The following is an 18,933-nucleotide window of genomic DNA, read 5'->3' as shown; positions in this document are numbered from 1 at the left end:
AGACCTGAGAGGGGAACGGAAATGATCCACGCACAGGGTGTGGCGGAAGTGACCGACGCGGACTTCGAGGCGGAGGTGCTGGCCGAGCGGGACCGGCCCGTGCTGGTGGAGTTCACCGCGGACTGGTGCGGCCCCTGCCGCCAGCTCGCACCGGTGCTCTCCGCCGTGGCCGCCGAGCGGGCGGACCGCCTCAAGGTCGTCCAGATCGACGCGGACGGCAACCCCGGCGCCGTCACGCGCTACGGGGTGCTGTCCATGCCGACCATGCTCCTCTTCCGCGACGGCGAGCCCGTCAGGCAGCTCGTCGGCGCCCGTGCCAAGCGCCGGCTGCTTCAGGAGCTCGACGACGCGCTGGTCACGGCCTGAGCCAGACCGTCGCCATCGGCGGGAGCGTCATCCGCAGGCTCGCCGCGCGCCCCTGGGCCGGTACCGGCTCCGGGCGCAGCGGCCGGCCCTGGCGGACGCCGCTCCCGCCGTACTCCTCGCTGTCGGTGTTGAGGACCTCACGCCACAGCGGCACCTCCTCCGGCACCCCGAGCCGGTAGTCGTGCCGCACCACCGGGGAGAAGTTCGACACGCACAGCAGCTGCGAGCCGTCCTGCGCGTACCGCAGGAACGCGAACACGTTGTCCTCGGCGGCGCCGCCCTCCACCCAGGCGAACCCCTCCGGCACCGAATCCCGCTCCCACAGCGCGGGAGCCGCCGCGTACACGCGGTTCAGGTCGCGCACGAGGTCGCGCACCCCCCGGTGGTCGCCGGCGGCCGAGTAGGAGGAGTCCAGCAGCCACCAGTCCGGGCCATGGGCCTCCGACCACTCCGACCCCTGCGCGAACTCCTGTCCCATGAACAGCAGTTGCTTGCCCGGGTGGGCCCACATGAAGCCCAGGTACGCGCGGTGCGTGGCCCGCTGCTGCCACCAGTCGCCCGGCGCCTTCGACACCAGCGAGCGCTTGCCGTGCACCACCTCGTCGTGCGAGATCGGCAGCACGTAGTTCTCGCTGAAGGCGTACACCATCCCGAAGGTCATGTCGTCGTGGTGGTACTTGCGGTGCACCGGTTCCTTCGACACGTACCGCAGGGTGTCGTGCATCCAGCCCATGTTCCACTTCAGGCCGAAGCCCAGCCCGCCCGAGTCCGTCGGCCGCGTGACCCCGTCCCAGGCCGTGGACTCCTCCGCGATCGTCACCACCCCGGGGCAGCGCCGGTAGACCACCGCGTTCATCTCCTGGAGCAGCGCCACCGCGTCCAGGTCCTCCCGGCCGCCGTGCCGGTTCGGCGACCACTGGCCCTCCTCGCGCGAGTAGTCCAGGTACAGCATCGAGGCGACGGCGTCCACGCGCAGCCCGTCCACGTGGAACTCCTGGCACCAGTAGACGGCGTTGGCGACCAGGAAGTTGCGGACCTCCTTGCGCCCGTAGTCGAACTCCAGCGTCCCCCAGTCCGGGTGCGAGGCCCGGCGCGGGTCCTGGTGCTCGTACAGCGGCCGGCCGTCGAATTCGGCCAGGGCCCATTCGTCGCGCGGGAAGTGCGCGGGCACCCAGTCAACGATCACCCCGATCCCGGCCCGGTGCAGCGAGTCCACCAGGAACCGGAAGTCGTCCGGGGTGCCCATCCGCGAGGTCGGCGCGTAGAAACCGGTGACCTGGTAGCCCCAGGAGCCGCCGAAGGGGTGCTCGGCGACCGGCATGAACTCCACGTGCGTGAAACCGAGCTCCTTCACGTACGCGGGGAGCTGCTCGGCCAGCTGCCGGTAGCTGAGCCCCGGCCGCCAGGACGCCAGGTGCAGCTCGTACACCGAGAACGGCGCCTGGTGCACCGGGCGGGCGCCGCGCGTCGCCATCCACTCGGCGTCCTGCCACACGAACCGCGAGGCGGTGACCACCGAGGCGGTGGCCGGCGGGACCTCCGCGTACTGCGCCATCGGGTCGGCGCGCAGGGTGTGACTGCCGTCCGGGCGGGCGATGTCGTACTTGTACAGGGCGCCCTCGCCGACCCCGGGCAGGAAGAGTTCCCACACCCCGGTGGAGCCGAGCGAGCGCATCGGGTGGGCCGTCGGATCCCAGTACGAGAAGTCCCCGGTGACCCGCACCCCCTGGGCGTTCGGCGCCCACACCGTGAAACGGGTGCCGGCCACGCCCTGGTGCTCCATCGGCCGGGCGCCCAGCGCCGTCCACAGCTCCTCGTGCCTGCCCTCCCCGATCAGGTGCAGGTCCAGCTCCCCGACGGCGGGCAGGAACCGGTACGGGTCGTGGACCTCGATCTCGGCGCTGTCGTACGTCACCAGCAGCCGGTACTCCGGCACCCCGGTGAGCGGCAGCAGGCCGGAGAACAGCCCGTCCCCGTCGTCGAACAGCTCGGCCCGCAGCCCCTTGGCGACGACCGTGACGGCCTTCGCGTACGGGCGCAGCACCCGGAAGGCCACCCCGCCCCGCTGCGTCCGGGCACCCAGCACCGCGTGCGGGTCGTGGTGGCGGCCTTCCAGCAGCCGGGCCCGTTCCTCCGGGTCCAGCGCGGGCGCCGGGCGCACCCCGTGGGGCGGCGCGGCGCTGCCGGCCCGCGCCCCCCTCGGTACGGGCGGCCGGGGCCGCTTCGCGGGTTCCGGTCCGGCTGCGGATTCCTCACTGACGGTCGGTGACGGCTGTCGTGCGGCGCTCACGCGAGCGGCCTCCTCGGGGGCTTCGGATGGGGGGAAGGGGAGGGGGAGGTGCCGGGGACCGGCGGGGGCATGCGGTGTGCGGGCCGCTGCGGTTCCGACAGCCGGCGGATCGCCGCCATCGGGACGTGCAGCCAGTCGGGGCGGTGCCGGGACTCGTACCGGGCCTCGTACACCGCCTTGTCGGTCTCGTAGGCGCGCAGCAGGACCGGGTCCTCGCGCGGGTCGCGTCCGGTGGTGCGGGCGTAGCCCTCGCAGAACGCGGTCCGGCAGGCGTCCGCCCAGGCCGGGGCGAAGGGCCGGTGCGAGCGGGCGGCGTAGTCGAAGGAACGCAGCATCCCGGCGATGTCGCGGACCGCCGGCTCGGGGCGGCGGCGGTCCGCCAGCGGCCGGGCCGGCTCCCCCTCGAAGTCGATCAGCGCCCAGCTGCCGTCGGCGGTGCGCAGGGTCTGGCCCAGGTGCAGGTCCCCGTGGATGCGCTGGGCGGGGACCCCGGCGCCCCGGGAGGCGGCCAGCGCGTCGAAGGCCCCGCGCAGCCCGGCCTCGTACGGCCGCAGCGCGGGCACCTCGCGGCAGGTGGCGGACAGCCGGGCGGTCATCCCGGCGGCGAGCCGGGCGGTCTGCTCGGGGCCCAGGGCCAGGGTGGGGAGCGCGGTCGCGAGCGCGCTGTGGACCTCGGCGGTGGCCCGGCCCAGCGCGTGCGCCTCGGCGGTGAAGTCGGCCCCGGAGCCGAGTCTGCGCAGGGCCAGCTGCCAGCCGTCGTCGGATCCGCGCAGGTAGGGCTGGAGCACGCCCAGGGTCAACGGTTCTCCACCGGCCAGCTCGGCCTCGTACCAGGCCACCGGGGCGGGTACGCGGGTACAGCCGGCGGCGGCCAGCGCCCGGGGCAGCTCCAGGTCCGGGTTGACCCCGGGGCCGACCCGGCGGAACACCTTGAGGATGTACGAATCCCCGTAGATCAGGGACGAGTTGGTCTGCTCGCCGGACAGCGGCCGGGGCAGTAGCCCGGCCCGCACCGGCGTGTCCGGGTCCCGGTCGAAGCGGAGCGGGCCCAGCGTCCCGGGGGAGCGCAGCCGTTCCAGCAGCAGCGAGGCCAGCCGGGGGTCGCCCAGCGCCTCGTAGACGGCCCGGCCGGCGTACGGGCCGTCGGGGGCGTGCCCGATCAGCGCGGGCGCCAGGGCCGGCGGGAGCGGGGACGGGCGGATGCCCAGCAGGAGCTGGTAGCAGTCCCCGTCCACGTCGAGCAGCAGGTGCAGCAGTCCGGGCGCGGAGCCCGGCGGCAGCAGTTCGGCCGCCGAGACGGCCTCGATGCGGCCGATCCGGCGCCCCTTTCCGGCGAACCAGCGCTGTGCGGGGAGCCAGTCCCGCAGCATCGGCTCCAGCCCGGCGGCCCCCACGGGTCCGGTGGTTCCCTTGGTCCCGGCGGACCCGGGGACTCCGGCGGTCCCGGTGGCCCGGGCGGCCGTCAGCCGGCTCCGGGCGGATGCAGCCTCCGACATGGCGTCGCGTCCTTTCCCCGGGCCGTCACAGAATGCGCAGAGTGTCCCGGATGTGCGGCAGTTGCTTCTCCGGTATGTGCGAGTGTCGGGTCAGGATGATCCGTACAGGGGCGGGCCGTTGACCCAAAGGAGTGCCCGCCCCGTGGCCGGTCCGTCAGTCGGCGCGCTGGTCGCTGCGGAGCCGGAACCAGTAGAAGCCGTGGCCCGCCAGGGTCAGCAGGTACGGCCACTGGCCGATCGGCGGGAAGCGCACGTCACCCGTGAGCTCCACCGGGACCCGCCCGTTGAACGACCTCAGGTCCAGCTCGGTGGGCTGCGCGAAGCGGGAGAAGTTGTGCACGCACAGCACCAGGTCGTCCCCGAACTCCCGCAGGAACGCGAGCACCGCCGGGTTGGACGAGGGCAGTTCGGTGTACGAGCCGAGGCCGAAGGCCGGGTTCGCCTTGCGGATCTCGATCAGCCTGCGGGTCCAGTGCAGCAGTGAGGAGGGCGACGCCATGGCCGCCTCGACATTGGTGACCTGGTAGCCGTAGACCGGGTCCATGATGACCGGCAGGTTGAGCCTGCCCGGATCGCAGGAGGAGAAACCGGCGTTGCGGTCCGGGGTCCACTGCATGGGGGTGCGCACGCCGTCGCGGTCGCCGAGCCAGATGTTGTCGCCCATGCCGATCTCGTCGCCGTAGTAGAGCACCGGCGAGCCGGGCAGCGACAGCAGGAGGGCGGTGAACAGCTCCATCTGGTTGCGGTCGTTGTCCAGGAGCGGGGCGAGCCGGCGCCGGATGCCGATGTTGGCCCGCATCCGCGGGTCCTTGGCGTACTCGGCGTACATGTAGTCGCGCTCTTCGTCGGTGACCATCTCGAGGGTGAGCTCGTCGTGGTTGCGCAGGAAGATGCCCCACTGGCAGCGCTCCGGGATCGCCGGGGTCTTGGCCAGGATTTCGGAGACGGGGTAGCGCGACTCTCTTCGTACGGCCATGAAGATGCGCGGCATGACGGGGAAGTGGAAGGCCATGTGGCATTCGTCCCCGCCCTTCGCGAAGTCGCCGAAGTAGTCGACGACGTCCTCGGGCCACTGGTTGGCCTCGGCGAGCAGCACGGTGTCGGGGTAGTGCGCGTCGATCTCCGCGCGGACCCGCTTGAGGAGCTGGTGGGTGCGCGGCAGGTTCTCGCAGTTGGTGCCCTCCTCGGCGTAGAGGTAGGGCACGGCGTCGAGGCGGAAGCCGTCGATGCCGAGGTCGAGCCAGAAGCGCAGCGCCGAGATGATCTCCTCCTGCACGGCCGGGTTCTCGAAGTTGAGGTCCGGCTGGTGCGAGAAGAAGCGGTGCCAGTAGTACTGCTTGCGCAGGGGGTCGTACGTCCAGTTCGAGGTCTCGGTGTCGACGAAGATGATGCGGGCGTCCTGGTACTGCTTGTCGTTGTCGGCCCACATGTAGTAGTCCCCGTACGGTCCGTCGGGGTCCTTGCGCGACTGCTGGAACCACTCGTGCTGGTCGCTGGTGTGGTTCATGACGAAGTCGATGATCACCCGCATGCCGCGCGTGTGCGCGGCGTCCACGAACTCCACGAAGTCGGCGAGGTCGCCGAACTCGGGCAGCACGGAGGTGTAGTCGGAGACGTCGTAGCCGCCGTCGCGCAGCGGGGAGGCGAAGAACGGCGGCAGCCACAGGCAGTCGACGCCGAGCCACTGGAGGTAGTCCAGCTTGGCTGTGAGCCCCTTGAGGTCCCCGACGCCGTCGCCGTTGCTGTCGTGGAAGGAGCGGACCAGGACCTCGTAGAAGACGGCCCGCTTGAACCAGTCGGGGTCGCGGTCCTTGGCGGGGGTGTCCTCGAAGGTGTCGTGGACGGGATCGTTGATGATCATGTGGTGGGTGACCCTCCGGTGGGCGGGGACGGTCGCAGGACGACCAGGACGTGCGCGGGTGTACGGCCCGGTTCCAGGCGCACGTAGTTCGCCCTGCCCCAGTGGTAGGTCTCGCCGGTGAGCTCGTCGCGCACCGCGAGGGACCCGTGCCAGTCGAGGCCGAGTACCGGCATGTCCAACGAGACCGTCGCCTCCTGGGTGTGGTGCGGGTCGAGGTTGACGACCACCAGTACGGAATTGCCGCCCGAGTGCTTCGAATAGGCGATCACCTGTTCGTTGTCGGTCTGGTGGAAGTGGATGTCGCGCAGCTGCTGGAGGGCGGGGTTGCGCCGGCGCAGCCGGTTCAGGGCGGTGATCAGCGGGGCGATCGAGCGGCCCTCGCGTTCGGCGGCGGCCCAGTCGCGCGGCCGCAGCTCGTACTTCTCGGAGTTCAGGTACTCCTCGCTGCCCTCCCGGACCGGCTCGTTCTCGCAGAGCTCGTATCCCGCGTAGACGCCCCAGGTGGGGGAGAGGGTGGCGGCGAGGACCGCCCGGACCTCGAAGGCGGGCCGGCCGCCCTTCTGAAGGTACTCGTGGAGGATGTCCGGCGTGTTGACGAAGAAGTTCGGCCGCATCACCGAGGCCGAATGGGTGCCGGCCAGCTCGGTCATGTACTCGGTCAGCTCGGCCTTGGTGTTGCGCCACGTGAAGTAGGTGTACGACTGCTGGAAGCCGACCGAGGCGAGCGCGCGCATCATGGCGGGCCGGGTGAAGGCCTCCGCCAGGAAGATCACGTCGGGGTCCGACTTGTTGATCTCGGCGATCACCTTCTGCCAGAACACGACCGGTTTCGTGTGCGGATTGTCGACCCGGAAGATCCGGACTCCGTGGTCCATCCAGTGGCGCAGGACGCGGACCGTCTCCTCGACGATGCCCGCCATGTCCGTGTCGAAGTGGACCGGGAAGATGTCCTGGTACTTCTTCGGCGGGTTCTCGGCGTAGGCGATCGTCCCGTCCGCCCGGTGGCGGAACCACTCCGGGTGCTTCTCCACCCACGGGTGGTCCGGGGAGCACTGGAGGGCGAAGTCCAGGGCGACCTCCAGCCGCAGGCCCCGGGCCCGGTCCACGAAGGCGTCGAAGTCCTCCAGGGTGCCGAGCTCGGGGTGGACGGCGTCGTGGCCGCCCTCCGTCGAACCGATCGCCCAGGGCACTCCCGGGTCCCAACTGCCCGCCGACAAGGTGTTGTTCGGACCCTTGCGGTAGGTCGACCCGATGGGGTGGACCGGCGGCAGGTAGACGACGTCGAAGCCCATGGCGGCGATGGCCGGGAGCCGTTCGGCGGCGGTGCGGAAGGTCCCGCTGACCGGTGCCTCGCCCGGCTTCACCACCGCTCCCTCCGAGCGGGGGAACATCTCGTACCAGGAACCGAAGAGGGCCCGCTTGCGTTCGACGATCAGGGGGAGCGGCTTGGCGGCCGTGACCAGCTCCCGGTACGGGCGCCGGGCGAGCGCCGCGTCCACCGCGGGCGCCAGCGCGGCCGCGTACCGCTCGGCGGCCGGCCGGTCCTCGTCGCGCATCGCGTCGGCGGCGGCCAGCACCGCCTCGCGGCCGTCCCGCTTCGGGATCCTGGCCGCGGCCCGCTCGTAGAGCTCGGCACCCTCCAGGAGGGTCAGGCCGGTGTCCATGCCCGCCGGGATCTTGATGGCGGCGTGGGCCCGCCAGGTGGCGACCGGATCGCTCCACGCCTCGACCGTGTAGGTCCACCTCCCCTCGGCATCGGCGGAGACCCGCGCCCCCCACCGGTCGGTGCCGGGGGCGAGTTCCCGCAGCGGCACCGGCGGGCGCAGCCGCCCGCTCGGGTCGCGCAGTACGACATGGGCGGATACGGCGTCGTGGCCCTCGCGGAACACGGTGGCGGAGATCTCGAAGACCTCGTCCACGACCGCCTTGGCGGGTCTGGCGCCGCAGTCGACGGCGGGGCGGACGTCCAGCACGGGAATGCGACCGATCATGATGGGATCACCTGAAGGCAGTTCGCAGGGCTCGGTGACGGGCCAGCCGGACTCACGGCTGGTAGTGCACGCTCTGTTCGCTCTGTTTCTAGCCGCTCGGAAGACGGCTGGGCTGCGGGCATGGCCGCTCCTGTCCGCGTTCACTCGGGTGGCGGGGAAAGGTTTTGGGCGGGTGCGCCGTGCGTGGTATCGCGTGTACCCGCTCAGCCCTTCCCACTCTCGCCCCGCCCAATCCGTGCTGCCGGTTAACTACTCGTACGTAGGGGGACGTGGCCGGCGGGCGAACGGCTCGGCGTCCGCCGAGGCTCCGTCAAGTCGGCGAAGATGGGCCGATGGACAGCGAAATACCACCCGCCCCCCTCACCCCGCCGGCCCCTCCCGTCCCATGGGGCGCCGCCCCGCAGCCGGTGCTGGACCTGCCCCGCGGGATGCTGCTGCGGCCCTGGCGGGAGGCGGACGCCCCGGTGCTCGTCGCCGCGTACGAGGACCCCGGCATCCGGCACTGGAACCGGCCCGAGCCGGAGACCCCCGGGTCGGCGGCGGCCCGCATCGCCCGCTGGAACCGGCGGTAGACGCGGCAGGAGGCGGCGCTGTGGGCCGTTTCCCCCCGGCCGGACTCCCCGGCCGTCGGCCTGATCGGCCTCGGCGACTTCGACCCGGCGGGCGCCGCCGCGGAATTCCTGTACTGGCTGCTGCCGGACGGCCGGGGCCGGGGGGTGATGACCCAGGGCGTGGCCGCCGTGGCCGAATGGGCGTTCCGCGACGCGGGCCTGCACCGGCTGCGGATCTGCCACTCGGTGGCCAACCCGGCCTCCTGCGCCGTCGCCCTCAAGGCGGGCTTCCCCCTGGAGGGCACCATGCGCGGCGCGCTCCGGCACGCCGACGGCTGGCACGACGAGCACCTCCACGCCCGTCTCGCGACGGACGCCCGGCCGGGCGCTCCGGGAGGCGGGATGGCCGGGGCCGGTCCGCGGCGCTAGCCTTCCGGGGGCCGACGCGCGGGTGCACAGCGTGGTGCGGTCGCTCCGATCCGTCATCCCCTGCGAAGGTGGAACGTGTGAAGGCTATCCGTCGATTCACCGTGCGCCCCGTCCTCCCCGAACCCCTGATGCCGCTCGCCGACCTCGCGCGCAACCTGCGCTGGTCGTGGCATACGGAAACCCGCGAACTCTTCCAATCAGTCGACCCCGAGGGCTGGCAGGCCGCCGGCGGCGACCCCGTCCGGCTGCTCGGCTCCGTGCCCGCCGCCCGGCTCGGGGAACTCGCCGCCGACCGGCGCTTCCTGCGGCGGCTGGCCGTCGTCGCCGCCGACCTCGACGACTACCTCCACGGCGCGAGGTGGTACCAGACCCACGAGAACAGTGCCGGGTTCCCGGCCGCCATCGCCTACTTCTCCCCCGAATTCGGCATCACCGCAGCCCTGCCCCAGTACTCCGGCGGGCTCGGGATCCTCGCCGGGGACCACCTCAAGGCCGCCAGCGACCTGGGCGTCCCGGTCATCGGCGTCGGCCTGCTCTACCGGCACGGCTACTTCCGCCAGTCGCTCTCCCGCGACGGATGGCAGCAGGAGCACTACCCGGTGCTCGACCCCCACGAGCTGCCCCTGTCCCTGCTGAGGCAGGAGGACGGCACCCCCGCCCGGGTGACGCTCACCCTCCCCGGCGGAAGGTCGTTGCACGCGCACATCTGGCAGGCCCGCGTCGGGCGGGTGCCGCTGCTCCTGCTCGACTCCGACGTCGAGGACAACGACGCCGGCGCCCGCGAGGTGACCGACCGCCTCTACGGCGGCGGCAGCGACCACCGGCTGCTCCAGGAGATGCTGCTCGGCATCGGCGGCGTCCGCGCCGTGCGGGCGTACTGCCGGATCACCGGCCACGCCGACCCCGAGGTCTTTCACACCAACGAGGGACACGCCGGTTTCCTCGGACTCGAACGCATAAGGGAACTGGACGGCGAGCACGGCCTCGGCTTCGACGCCGCCGTCGAGGCCGTGCGTGCCGGAACCGTGTTCACCACCCACACCCCCGTCCCCGCCGGCATCGACCGCTTCGACCGCTCCCTGGTCGCCCGGCACTTCGGCGAGGGCGGCGAGCTGGCCGGCGTACCCGCCGAGCGGATCCTCGAACTGGGCGCCGAGTCCTACCCCGGCGGCGACCCCGGGGTGTTCAACATGGCCGTGATGGGCCTGCGCCTCGCCCAGCGGGCCAACGGCGTCTCCACCCTCCACGGGGCGGTCAGCCGGGGCATGTTCGCCGGGCTCTGGCCGGGCTTCGACGCCGCCGACGTGCCCATCGTCTCCGTGACGAACGGCGTGCACGCCCCGACCTGGGTCGCCCCCGAGGTCATGCGGCTCGGCGCCCGCCAGATCGGGGCCGGACGGACCGAGGACGCCCTCGCGGCGGGCGCCTCCGCCCGCTGGGACGCCGTCGCGCAGATCGCCGACCAGGACGTGTGGGACGTACGCCGGACCCTGCGCGAGCAGCTCGTGCAGGAGGTGCGCGACCGGCTGCGCGCCTCCTGGAAGCAGCGCGGGGCCGCCGACGCCGAACTCGGCTGGGTCGACGGCGTCCTCGACCCGGACGTGCTGACCATCGGCTTCGCCCGGCGCGTGCCCTCGTACAAGCGGCTCACGCTGATGCTGCGCGACCCCGAGCGGCTGCGCAGGCTGCTGCTGCACCCGGACCGCCCGGTGCAGATCGTCGTCGCGGGCAAGGCGCACCCGGCCGACGACGGCGGCAAGCGGCTCGTGCAGGAGCTGGTGCGCTTCTCCGACGACCCGCGCGTGCGCCACCGCATCGTCTTCCTGCCGGACTACGGCATGGCCATGGCGCAGAAGCTCTACCCGGGCTGCGACGTCTGGCTGAACAACCCGCTGCGCCCGCTGGAGGCCTGCGGGACCAGCGGGATGAAGGCCGCGCTCAACGGCTGCCTCAACCTGTCCGTCCTGGACGGCTGGTGGGACGAGTGGTTCGAACCCGACTTCGGCTGGGCCATCCCCACGGCCGACGGGCTCGGCACGGACGAGGACCGCCGCGACGACCTGGAGGCGGGCGCCCTCTACGAGCTGATCGAGGAGCGGGTCGCACCCCGCTTCTACGACCGGGACGGCCGGGCCGGGCTGCCCGTGCGCTGGATCGAGATGGTCCGGCGCACCCTGGTCTCCCTGGGGCCGAAGGTGCTCGCGGGGCGGATGGTACGGGAGTACGTGGAGCGCCTCTACGCCCCCGCCGCGCTCGCCCACCGGACCCTGACCCCCGACACGGCGCGGGACCTCGCCTGGTGGAAGGGCCGGATCCGGGCCTCCTGGCCGGAGGTCGCGGTCGAGCACGTGGAGGCCGTCGCCGCCGCGCCCGTGGGAGGCACCGCCGAGCTGGGCGCCACCCTCACGCTGCGGGTGCGGGTGGCGCTGGACGCGCTCACGCCGGACGACGTGGAGGTTCAGGCCGTCGCGGGGCGGGTCGACGCCCAGGACGTGATCCGGGACGGCCGGGCCTTCCCGCTCAAGCCCGCGGCCGGCCCCGACCTGGAGGGGCGCTGGGTCTACGAGGGCCCGCTCGCCCTCGACCGGACCGGGCCCTTCGGCTACACCGTGCGCGTCCTGCCGGCGCACCCGCTGCTGGCGAGCCCGGCCGAGCTGGGCCTGGTCGCGGCGCCGGTGGGCAGCGAGGCGTCGCTGGGCGGGGTCCTGATGCGCTGAGGCCCTGACGCGGGGGCTCCGGCCGCCCCGGCCGCCACGGCGTCCGTACACCCGTACGGACGCCGTGGCGGTGCGCGGGGGTGCCGGGAGGGTGAAGCTTCGAGCGTGCTGTGCATGGCAGCCCACCGGCGGCCGGTGCGCTCCGAGACTGCCCCGGGACGTCCACCGGAGCCGGTGTCCCGCACCCGAGAAACGGACCCTCACATGCGTCTTCGTTCCACCGCATCGGCCGCGCTGGTCGCCTCCTGCGCGCTCGTCCTGCCGACCGCCGGCCCGTCCCTGGCCTACGACCACGACCGTGACCGCGGCACCCTCGGCGAGCTGCACTACCGGTTCACCGGCGGCGACGGCGACGTGCGCCGCAGGACGATCGAGCCCGCCGACAACGACACCTGCTACCGGCTGACGAACACCTCGCGCAACCGGCCCGCCTTCTGGGTGGCCAACGAGACGGAGTCCCTCGCCCTCCTGTACGAGGACGGCAGCTGCGGGGGCGAGGCGGTGGAGGCGCTCCGGCCGGGCGAGCGGGCGCACGACCTGTCGGTCCGGTCGGTGTACTTCAAGCCGACCGGCCACCACCACGGCCACCACGACGGTCACCACGGCGGCCGTGACGACTGGCACGACGACTGGCAGGACGACTAGGACCGCGGCATGGGACAGGGCCGCCCGGGGAGGTCTTCTCCCGGGCGGCCCCGTGGTCCGTGCGGTTCAGCTGTGGTTCACGACCGGCCCCGGCGGGGTCAGAAGGTGAGCTTCCAGCTGTCGATCTTTCCGGTGTCCACGCTCGCGTTGTCGTTGACCCGGAGCTTCCAGACGCCCTGGGCGACCTCGGAGGAGGCGTTCACCGTGAAGCTCTTGACGATGTTGTCCGCACTGCCGCCGGCGCGGTTGTGCAGGTTGTACAGGGTGCCGTCGGGGGCGACCAGGTCGACCTTCAGGTCACCGATGTAGGTGTGGACGATGTTGACGTCCACCTTGAGGGTGCTCGGGGCGTTGCCGGTCCGGGTCACCGTGATCGGGGAATCGACGGTCGCGTTGTCGGCGATCGCGTAGTCGGTGGTGTTCTCGAACACGTTCTGCTGCGCCGTGCCGACGGTCCAGGTGAAGGACGCCGTGCCCGTCTTGGACGCCGAGTCGGTCACCGTGACGGTCACGTTGGACGTGGCCGCGGTGGTGGCCGTACCGGAGATCAGACCGGTCGAGGAGTTGATCGACAGGCCGGCCGGGAGGCCGGTCGCCGAGTAGGTCAGCGCGCCCGGGTTGGTGCTGGTCGCCTGGACCTGGAGGCTGACCGCCGTGTTGATCTGGGTGGTCTGGTTGGCGATCGGGGTGACCGTCACGCCGTTGTTGATGCGCGGGCCGACGTTGACGGCGGCCCAGGCGTTGGCGACGTTGTTGTACGTGACCGAGCCCTGGCCGTACAGGTCGGCGGCGGCCCTCAGCGTCTGGGTGCGGGCGTCGGCGTAGTTGGTGGTCGACTTGAAGTAGCCGACCGTCAGCGCGCGGAACCAGATCTTGGAGGCGGCGTCGCGGCCGATCGCGGTGACCGGGAGGCCGTCGGAGGTCGGCGAGTCGTAGCTCACGCCGTTGATGACCTTGGCGCCGGAGCCCTCGGAGGCCAGGTAGTACCAGTGGTTGGCCGGACCCGAGGAGTAGTGGACGTCGATGCCGCCGAGGCCGGAGTACCAGGCGTCCTTGGAGGAGCCGTCCTTGCTCGGCTTGTCCATGTAGCGCAGCGGGGTGCCGTTGCCGCGGATGTCGATCTTCTCGCCGACGAGGTAGTCGCCGGCGTCCTGCGGGTTGTTGGCGTAAAACTCGACCGCCGCCGCCATGATGTCGGAGGTGGCCTCGTTCAGGCCGCCGGGCTCGCCGCTGTAGGTCATGTTGCCGGTGACCGAGGTCAGGCCGTGGGTCATCTCGTGCGCGGCCACGTCGATCGAGGTGAGCGGCTTGCTGTTGGCGTCACCGTCGCCGTAGGTCATGCAGAAGCAGGAGTCGTCCCAGAAGGCGTTGACGTACGCGTTGCCGTAGTGGACCCGGCTGTACGGGGCCACGCCGTCGTTGCGCAGGCCGTTGCGGCCGTGGACGTTCTTGAAGTAGTCCCACGTCACCTGGGCGCCGTAGTGGGCGTCCGCGCCGGCGGTCTCCGTGTTGGAGGGGAGGCCGTTGCCCCAGATGTCGTCCGGGCCGGAGAACAGGGTGCCGGTGCCGGAGGTGCCCCGGTTCAGGTTGTAGGTCTTGTGGCTGCCGCGGCCGGCGTCGGTCAGCGTCCAGTTGCTGCCCGACTGCGAGCTGCCGAGGGTGACCTGGCCGCTGTACTGGGTGTTGCCGGTGCCGGTCTGGACACCCTGCCACTGGGCGATCTTCGCGCCGGTCTTGGCGTTCGTGATCACGTGGAGCTGGCTGGGGGTGTCGTCGTCCTGGAGACCGCCGACGACGGTCTCGAAGGCGAGGACCGGGACGCCGTCCGCGGCCCAGATCACCTTGCGGGCGCCCTTGTCGGCCTTGGTCTGCTTGGAGCCCTCGGCGTTCGCGGCCGAGACGGCCTGGCCCTCGGCGGCGGCCGGGGTGACCGTGGCGTTGGTGTCGGCGACCTTGATCTCGTGCTGGGTCGCCTTGGTGACGCTCTTGGTGACGCCGCCCTTGGCGTGGACCGTGAGGTCGCCGCCGAGGACGGGCAGGCCCTCGTACGTCCGCTCGTAGGTGGTGTGCGTGGTGCCGTCCGCGTCCTTGACCACATCGCGGACGATCAGCTTCTCGCCGCCGCCGAGGCCGAGCGCCTTGGCGGCCTGGGCGGAGGTCGAGTTGGCCTCGGTGATGAGCGTCGCACGCTCCGAAGCGCTGAGTACGGCGGGGGCCGCGCCCGGGTTGGGCTGGGCGGCCGCGCGGGCAGCCTGCGACGCGGTGGCGTCGGCGGTGGCGGAACCGGCCTGTATGCCTACGGCGAGCAGTGCGGCCGCGGCAACGAGTGCGCCGGCCGCGGTGGCACGCCGCTGGGGGGTGGGACTCAACGCAGACTCCTTCTGCAAGGGGGGGTTCCGGATGGCTGGGTGGGCCTCCGGGCAGATCAGGGCTGGTGCGATGAACGGATCGAAGAGTGCCACCTGCGGGCTGCGATGTCAGGGCCACATCAAAAGGTTGGCCGGAAACAGTCCGTTGTCCGAAGATACGTATCCGGTATGCGAACCATTCACCTTCGTATGGGAAGGGATCGCTCCGCCTGACGGAACGGCTGTCGCCTCCTGTTGACAGGTGGGCGGCGCGAGGCCTTGTTCACCCGAACGGCACCTCCCGTACGGGCGTTTGTCGTACTGTTTCCCGGTGCGACAGATGTTCGCTGCCAGGGGAAGCAGTGGACAGGCACCACCGACATTGACCACGTGCCAGGGGGGCCCATGAGGCATGTCCATTTTCCTGCGCAAAGAATGGCCGGGGAGACCACCGCGCCCGACGGCCCGGCCGCGGCCCCGGCCCGGCGGCTCGGTGACAAGGCGCGGTGGTACCTGCCCGCCGCCGTGAGCGCCGACCTCATCGGGGCCGCCGTGCCCGTGGGCCTCGTCTTCGAGGCGGCCGGGCAGGCCAGGCCCGGGTACTGCGCCCTCGGCGCGGCCCTCGCCTGGGCCGGGGTGCAGGCCCTGCGCCGACGGTACTCCGCACGCGTGCTCGGCGAGTCCCGCGGGGTGTTGCCCGTGCTGCACGACTGGCTGATTCTGATCGGTGTCCTGGCCGTCGCCCGCGTGGTGACGGCGGAGGACACCCCCCGGCTCGCCGCCCTCGGCGCCCTGCTGCCCGCACTCCTCGTCACCGTCGCCCGCCACAAACTGACGTACCACCACCTTTCCGCCGCCCGCCGCGAGGCGCAGGCCGTCAGCCGGGTCCTGGTGGTGGGCGAGCCCGCCGCCGCCGAGCACGTCATCGCCCACCTCGCCGCGCGCACCGACCACCCCTATGTCGTCGTCGGCGTCGTCCCCGTCGGCGAGGGCCCCCTCGCCGGGGGCATGCCCGTCGCGGCCCGGCTGGACGCCTCGATGCCGCAGGCCCCGGACGGGGACGCCGCCGCCGTGCTGGGAGCCGTCCGCAGCCACCACGCCGACCTGGTGCTCGTGGCGCCCGGGGCGCGGATCGCGGGGGAGCGGCTGCGCCGGGTGGCGTGGGCCCTGCACGACGAGGGCCTCGAACTGGCCGTCTTCCCCGGGCTGGTGGAGGTCTCCGTCAAGCGGCTGGAGACCCTGTCGGCCGGCGGACTCGCCCTGCTGCGCGTCGCGCCGCCCGTGCGGCGGGGGGTGCAGCCCCTGCTGAAGACGGTGTTCGACCGGGCGGGGGCGGCCCTCGGACTGCTCCTGCTGTCGCCGCTGTTCCTCGGGCTCGTCCTGGCCATCCGTCTCGGCTCGACGGGGCCGGCCTTCTACAGCCAGCGGCGCGTCGGGCGCGACGGGGTCCCCTTCGTCATGTGGAAGTTCCGCACGATGGTGGTGGACGCCGAGCGCCTCAAGGCCGACCTGGCGGGGGCCAACGACAACGACGGCCTGATGTTCAAGATGCGCCGCGATCCCCGGGTCACCCCGGTGGGCCGACTGCTGCGCCGCACCTCGCTGGACGAACTGCCGCAGCTGGTCAACGTCCTGACGGGCAGCATGTCGCTGGTCGGCCCCCGGCCGCCGCTGCCCGAGGAGGTGGCCGAGTACGACGAGGTCGAGCTGCGCCGGCTCACCGTACGGCCCGGGATGACCGGGCTGTGGCAGATCAGCGGGCGGTCGGACCTGTCCTGGGACGAAACGATTCAGCTCGACCTGCAGTACGTGGACAACTGGTCCTTCACCAGCGATGTCGACGTGATGGGCCGTACGCTCCGCGCCGTCGTCGACGGTCGCGGAGCGTACTGAGGAGCGGCCCCGTTGAGGCCCCCGTCGAGCCCGTCAGCCCTGAGCCAGCCACCAGCGGTAGGTGGCGTCGATGCCGTCCCGCAGCGCGATGCCCGGCTTCCAGCCCAGCGAGGTCAGGCGCGAGACGTCCAGCAGCTTGCGCGGGGTCCCGTCGGGCTTCGACGTGTCCCAGGCCAGCCTGCCGCGGAAGCCGGTCACCTCGGCGACCGTCTCGGCCAGTTCCCTGATGGTGAGGTCCTCCCCGCAGCCGATGTTGACGGGCTCGTCGCCGTCGTAGCGCTCCAGCAGCACCGCGCAGGCGGCCGCCAGGTCGTCCACGTGGAGGAACTCCCGGCGCGGGGTGCCGCTGCCCCACAGGGCGACCTCCTCGCGGCCCTCGGCCACCGCCTCGTGGAAGCGGCGGATGAGGGCGGGCAGCACGTGCGAGGACTGGAGGTCGAAGTTGTCACCCGGGCCGTAGAGGTTCGTGGGCATCGCGGAGATGTACGAGGCCCCGTACTGCTTGCGGTACGACTGGACCTGCACGATGCCGGCGATCTTCGCGAGGGCGTAGGCCTCGTTCGTGGGCTCGAGGGGACCCGTCAGCAGGGCGTCCTCGGTGATGGGCTGCGGGGCCAGCTTCGGGTAGATGCAGGAGGAGCCGAGGAACAGCAGACGGCCCACGCCGGCGGCGTGCGCGCCGGCGATGACGCTGAGCTGGATCCTGAGGTTGTCCTCCAGGAACTGCACCGGGTACGTGCTGTTCGCCATGATCCCGCCGACCTTGGCGGCGGCCAGCACGACGGCGTCGGGGCGGACGTCCCGCAGGTACGCCTCCGTCGCGGCGGCGTCGCGCAGGTCGAGGTCGGCGCGGCCGCGGGTGAGCACCTCGTGGCCGTCGGCGGTGAGGCGGCGCGCGACCGCGGACCCCACGAGGCCGCGGTGTCCGGCGACGAAGACGCGGGCGTGCGGGGGCAGGAGGGGCTGCGAACGTGTCATACCGCCGATGATGCCAGTCCGCCCGCGGCGGGTTGCCGGGCAGCCGGTATCCCGCCGGCCGGCGGACGGCGGCGGTGGGCCCTCCGGCCCCGGGACCACGTGGGTCCGAGCCACCGTCAACAGGGGCCGCGGCCGCGGAGATCCGCGGCCCGGACACCGCCGGGCCAGGACGCGGCCGGCCCGGCGTGTACGGTACCCATCCGGTCGCCGGGAACGGGGGGCGGCCGCGGTGCGGCCGCCGGTCCCGCGCGGCCGTACACGACCAGCGGCCGGCCGGGCCGCACGCAGGCACCGGGGCGCGGCCCCGGACAGAACAGCAGCAACCGACCCCAGGGGGACCCCAGATGGGCAAGACCGCACTGATCACCGGCGTCACCGGGCAGGACGGCTCGTACCTCGCCGAGCTCCTGCTCTCCAAGGGCTACACGGTGCACGGGCTCGTGCGGCGGTCCTCCAGCTTCAACACGGAGCGGATCGACCACGTCTACCAGGACCCGCAGACGGAGAACCGTTCCTTCGTGCTGCACCACGCCGACCTCTCCGACGGCGTCGCCCTGGTGAACCTGCTGCGCGACATACGCCCCGACGAGGTCTACAACCTCGGCGCCCAGTCGCACGTCCGCGTCTCCTTCGACGCCCCCCTCTACACGGGCGACGTGACCGGACTCGGCGCGCTGCGCCTGCTGGAGGCCATCCGGGCCAGCGGTGTCGACACCCGGATCTACCAGGCGTCGTCCTCCGAGATGTACGGCTCCACCCCGCCCCCGCAGAACGAGGGCACCCCCTTCCACCCGCGCAGCCCGTACGGCGCGGCCAAGGTCTTCGCGTACTGGACCACGGTGAACTACCGCGAGGCGTACGAGATGTTCGCCGTCAACGGGATCCTCTTCAACCACGAGTCGCCCCGCCGCGGCGAGACCTTCGTGACCCGCAAGATCACCCGCGCCGTCGCCCGCATCAAGGCCGGTCTCCAGGACCACCTCTACCTCGGCAACCTCGACGCCGTCCGCGACTGGGGCTACGCCCCCGAGTACGTGGACGCGATGTGGCGCATGCTCCAGCAGGACGAGCCCACCGACTACGTGGTCGCCACCGGAGTCGCCGCCACCGTGCGGGAGTTCGTGGAGTCCTCCTTCGCCCACGCCGGCCTCGACTGGACCGAGCACGTGCGCTACGACGCCAAGTACGAGCGCCCCAGCGAGGTCGACGCCCTCATCGGCGACGCCTCCAAGGCGCGGGAGATCCTTGGCTGGAAGCCGACGGTGCTGGTGCCCGAGCTGGCGCGGATCATGGTCGACGCCGATGTCCGGCAGGTCGAGGACCAACTGGCGGGCGTCACCGTGCGGATCGACCGCTGAGGCGTCCCGC

At 72.3% G+C, this 18,933-nt stretch carries 13 protein-coding genes; 7 read left to right on the top strand and 6 right to left on the bottom strand.

Annotated features, from left to right (window positions below):
* Positions 1 to 21 precede the first annotated feature (21 nt).
* Positions 22 to 366: a thioredoxin family protein gene (locus ACZ51S_RS25075; RefSeq protein WP_468475805.1), complete on the top strand. Its 345-nt coding sequence runs from the start codon at positions 22 to 24 to the stop codon at positions 364 to 366.
* Here ACZ51S_RS25075 and glgB read toward each other — a convergent pair.
* The 4 genes from glgB to ACZ51S_RS25055 all read right to left on the bottom strand — a co-directional run bounded on the left by glgB (position 356) and on the right by ACZ51S_RS25055 (position 8,004).
* A complete protein-coding gene (gene glgB, locus ACZ51S_RS25070) occupies positions 356 to 2,656 on the bottom strand; it encodes a 1,4-alpha-glucan branching enzyme (RefSeq protein ID WP_468475806.1) in 2,301 nt (766 codons plus the stop codon). The two genes, ACZ51S_RS25075 and glgB, sit on opposite strands and share 11 nt — an antisense overlap.
* On the bottom strand, positions 2,653 to 4,152 hold the full coding sequence (locus tag ACZ51S_RS25065) for a maltokinase N-terminal cap-like domain-containing protein (protein ID WP_468962023.1): 1,500 nt from the start codon (positions 4,150 to 4,152) through the stop codon (positions 2,653 to 2,655). The genes glgB and ACZ51S_RS25065 overlap by 4 nt, the downstream gene beginning before the upstream one ends.
* A 154-nt stretch (positions 4,153 to 4,306) precedes the next feature.
* Positions 4,307 to 6,013 (bottom strand): maltose alpha-D-glucosyltransferase, encoded by a 1,707-nt coding sequence (gene treS / locus ACZ51S_RS25060; RefSeq protein ID WP_388939819.1) that lies wholly within the window; start codon positions 6,011 to 6,013, stop codon positions 4,307 to 4,309.
* A complete protein-coding gene (locus ACZ51S_RS25055; RefSeq protein WP_468475808.1) occupies positions 6,010 to 8,004 on the bottom strand; it encodes an alpha-1,4-glucan--maltose-1-phosphate maltosyltransferase in 1,995 nt (664 codons plus the stop codon). Before ACZ51S_RS25055 ends, treS begins: the two co-directional genes overlap by 4 nt.
* Positions 8,005 to 8,336: 332 nt before the next feature.
* On the opposite strand from ACZ51S_RS25055, the gene ACZ51S_RS25050 reads away from it, so the two are divergent.
* The 4 genes from ACZ51S_RS25050 to ACZ51S_RS25035 all read left to right on the top strand — a co-directional run bounded on the left by ACZ51S_RS25050 (position 8,337) and on the right by ACZ51S_RS25035 (position 12,346).
* The gene (locus ACZ51S_RS25050; RefSeq protein ID WP_468962021.1) at positions 8,337 to 8,576 is read left to right on the top strand and encodes a GNAT family N-acetyltransferase; all 240 of its coding nucleotides are present in this window, start codon (positions 8,337 to 8,339) and stop codon (positions 8,574 to 8,576) included.
* Between the two features lie 18 nt (positions 8,577 to 8,594).
* Entirely contained in the window at positions 8,595 to 8,984 is a 390-nt protein-coding gene (locus ACZ51S_RS25045) for a GNAT family N-acetyltransferase (RefSeq protein WP_468962071.1), read from the top strand.
* A 77-nt stretch (positions 8,985 to 9,061) separates the two neighbouring features.
* Positions 9,062 to 11,701, top strand: a complete 2,640-nt coding sequence (glgP, locus tag ACZ51S_RS25040; protein WP_468475810.1) for an alpha-glucan family phosphorylase — start codon at positions 9,062 to 9,064, stop codon at positions 11,699 to 11,701.
* A gap of 204 nt (positions 11,702 to 11,905) precedes the next feature.
* On the top strand, positions 11,906 to 12,346 hold the full coding sequence (locus ACZ51S_RS25035; protein ID WP_468800688.1) for a hypothetical protein: 441 nt from the start codon (positions 11,906 to 11,908) through the stop codon (positions 12,344 to 12,346).
* Positions 12,347 to 12,444: 98 nt separating this feature from the next.
* Here ACZ51S_RS25035 and ACZ51S_RS25030 read toward each other — a convergent pair whose 3' ends face one another.
* Positions 12,445 to 14,715 (bottom strand): M4 family metallopeptidase, encoded by a 2,271-nt coding sequence (locus tag ACZ51S_RS25030; protein ID WP_468475812.1) that lies wholly within the window; start codon positions 14,713 to 14,715, stop codon positions 12,445 to 12,447.
* 414 nt (positions 14,716 to 15,129) lie between these two features.
* Between ACZ51S_RS25030 and ACZ51S_RS25025 the strand changes: the two genes are divergently transcribed.
* A complete protein-coding gene (locus tag ACZ51S_RS25025) occupies positions 15,130 to 16,587 on the top strand; it encodes an exopolysaccharide biosynthesis polyprenyl glycosylphosphotransferase (protein WP_468800683.1) in 1,458 nt (485 codons plus the stop codon).
* Between the two features lie 33 nt (positions 16,588 to 16,620).
* On the opposite strand, the gene ACZ51S_RS25020 is transcribed toward ACZ51S_RS25025, so the two are convergent.
* Positions 16,621 to 17,565 carry a GDP-L-fucose synthase family protein gene (locus ACZ51S_RS25020; RefSeq protein WP_468475814.1) on the bottom strand — a complete coding sequence of 315 codons (945 nt, stop codon included), beginning with the start codon at positions 17,563 to 17,565 and terminating at the stop codon, positions 16,621 to 16,623.
* Positions 17,566 to 17,909: 344 nt separating this feature from the next.
* Here ACZ51S_RS25020 and gmd point away from each other — a divergent pair, with 344 nt between their 5' ends.
* The gene (gene gmd, locus ACZ51S_RS25015) at positions 17,910 to 18,923 is read left to right on the top strand and encodes a GDP-mannose 4,6-dehydratase (RefSeq protein ID WP_468475815.1); all 1,014 of its coding nucleotides are present in this window, start codon (positions 17,910 to 17,912) and stop codon (positions 18,921 to 18,923) included.
* Positions 18,924 to 18,933 lie beyond the last annotated feature (10 nt).

Source organism: Streptomyces sp. NPDC034043, assembly GCF_055575675.1.
This window is presented reverse-complemented; position numbering and strand designations above follow the sequence as displayed.

Excerpts from the sequence above, each read along its gene's own strand:
- ACZ51S_RS25055 (WP_468475808.1), bottom strand. The coding sequence starts at position 8,004 with ATGATCGGTCGCATTCCCGTGCTGGACGTCCGCCCCGCCGTCGACTGC.
- gmd (WP_468475815.1), top strand. The coding sequence starts at position 17,910 with ATGGGCAAGACCGCACTGATCACCGGCGTCACCGGGCAGGACGGCTCG.
- treS (WP_388939819.1), bottom strand. The coding sequence starts at position 6,013 with ATGATCATCAACGATCCCGTCCACGACACCTTCGAGGACACCCCCGCC.
- ACZ51S_RS25035 (WP_468800688.1), top strand. The coding sequence starts at position 11,906 with ATGCGTCTTCGTTCCACCGCATCGGCCGCGCTGGTCGCCTCCTGCGCG.
- ACZ51S_RS25065 (WP_468962023.1), bottom strand. The coding sequence starts at position 4,152 with ATGTCGGAGGCTGCATCCGCCCGGAGCCGGCTGACGGCCGCCCGGGCC.
- ACZ51S_RS25020 (WP_468475814.1), bottom strand. The coding sequence starts at position 17,565 with ATGACACGTTCGCAGCCCCTCCTGCCCCCGCACGCCCGCGTCTTCGTC.
- ACZ51S_RS25050 (WP_468962021.1), top strand. The coding sequence starts at position 8,337 with ATGGACAGCGAAATACCACCCGCCCCCCTCACCCCGCCGGCCCCTCCC.
- ACZ51S_RS25075 (WP_468475805.1), top strand. The coding sequence starts at position 22 with ATGATCCACGCACAGGGTGTGGCGGAAGTGACCGACGCGGACTTCGAG.
- ACZ51S_RS25025 (WP_468800683.1), top strand. The coding sequence starts at position 15,130 with ATGGCCGGGGAGACCACCGCGCCCGACGGCCCGGCCGCGGCCCCGGCC.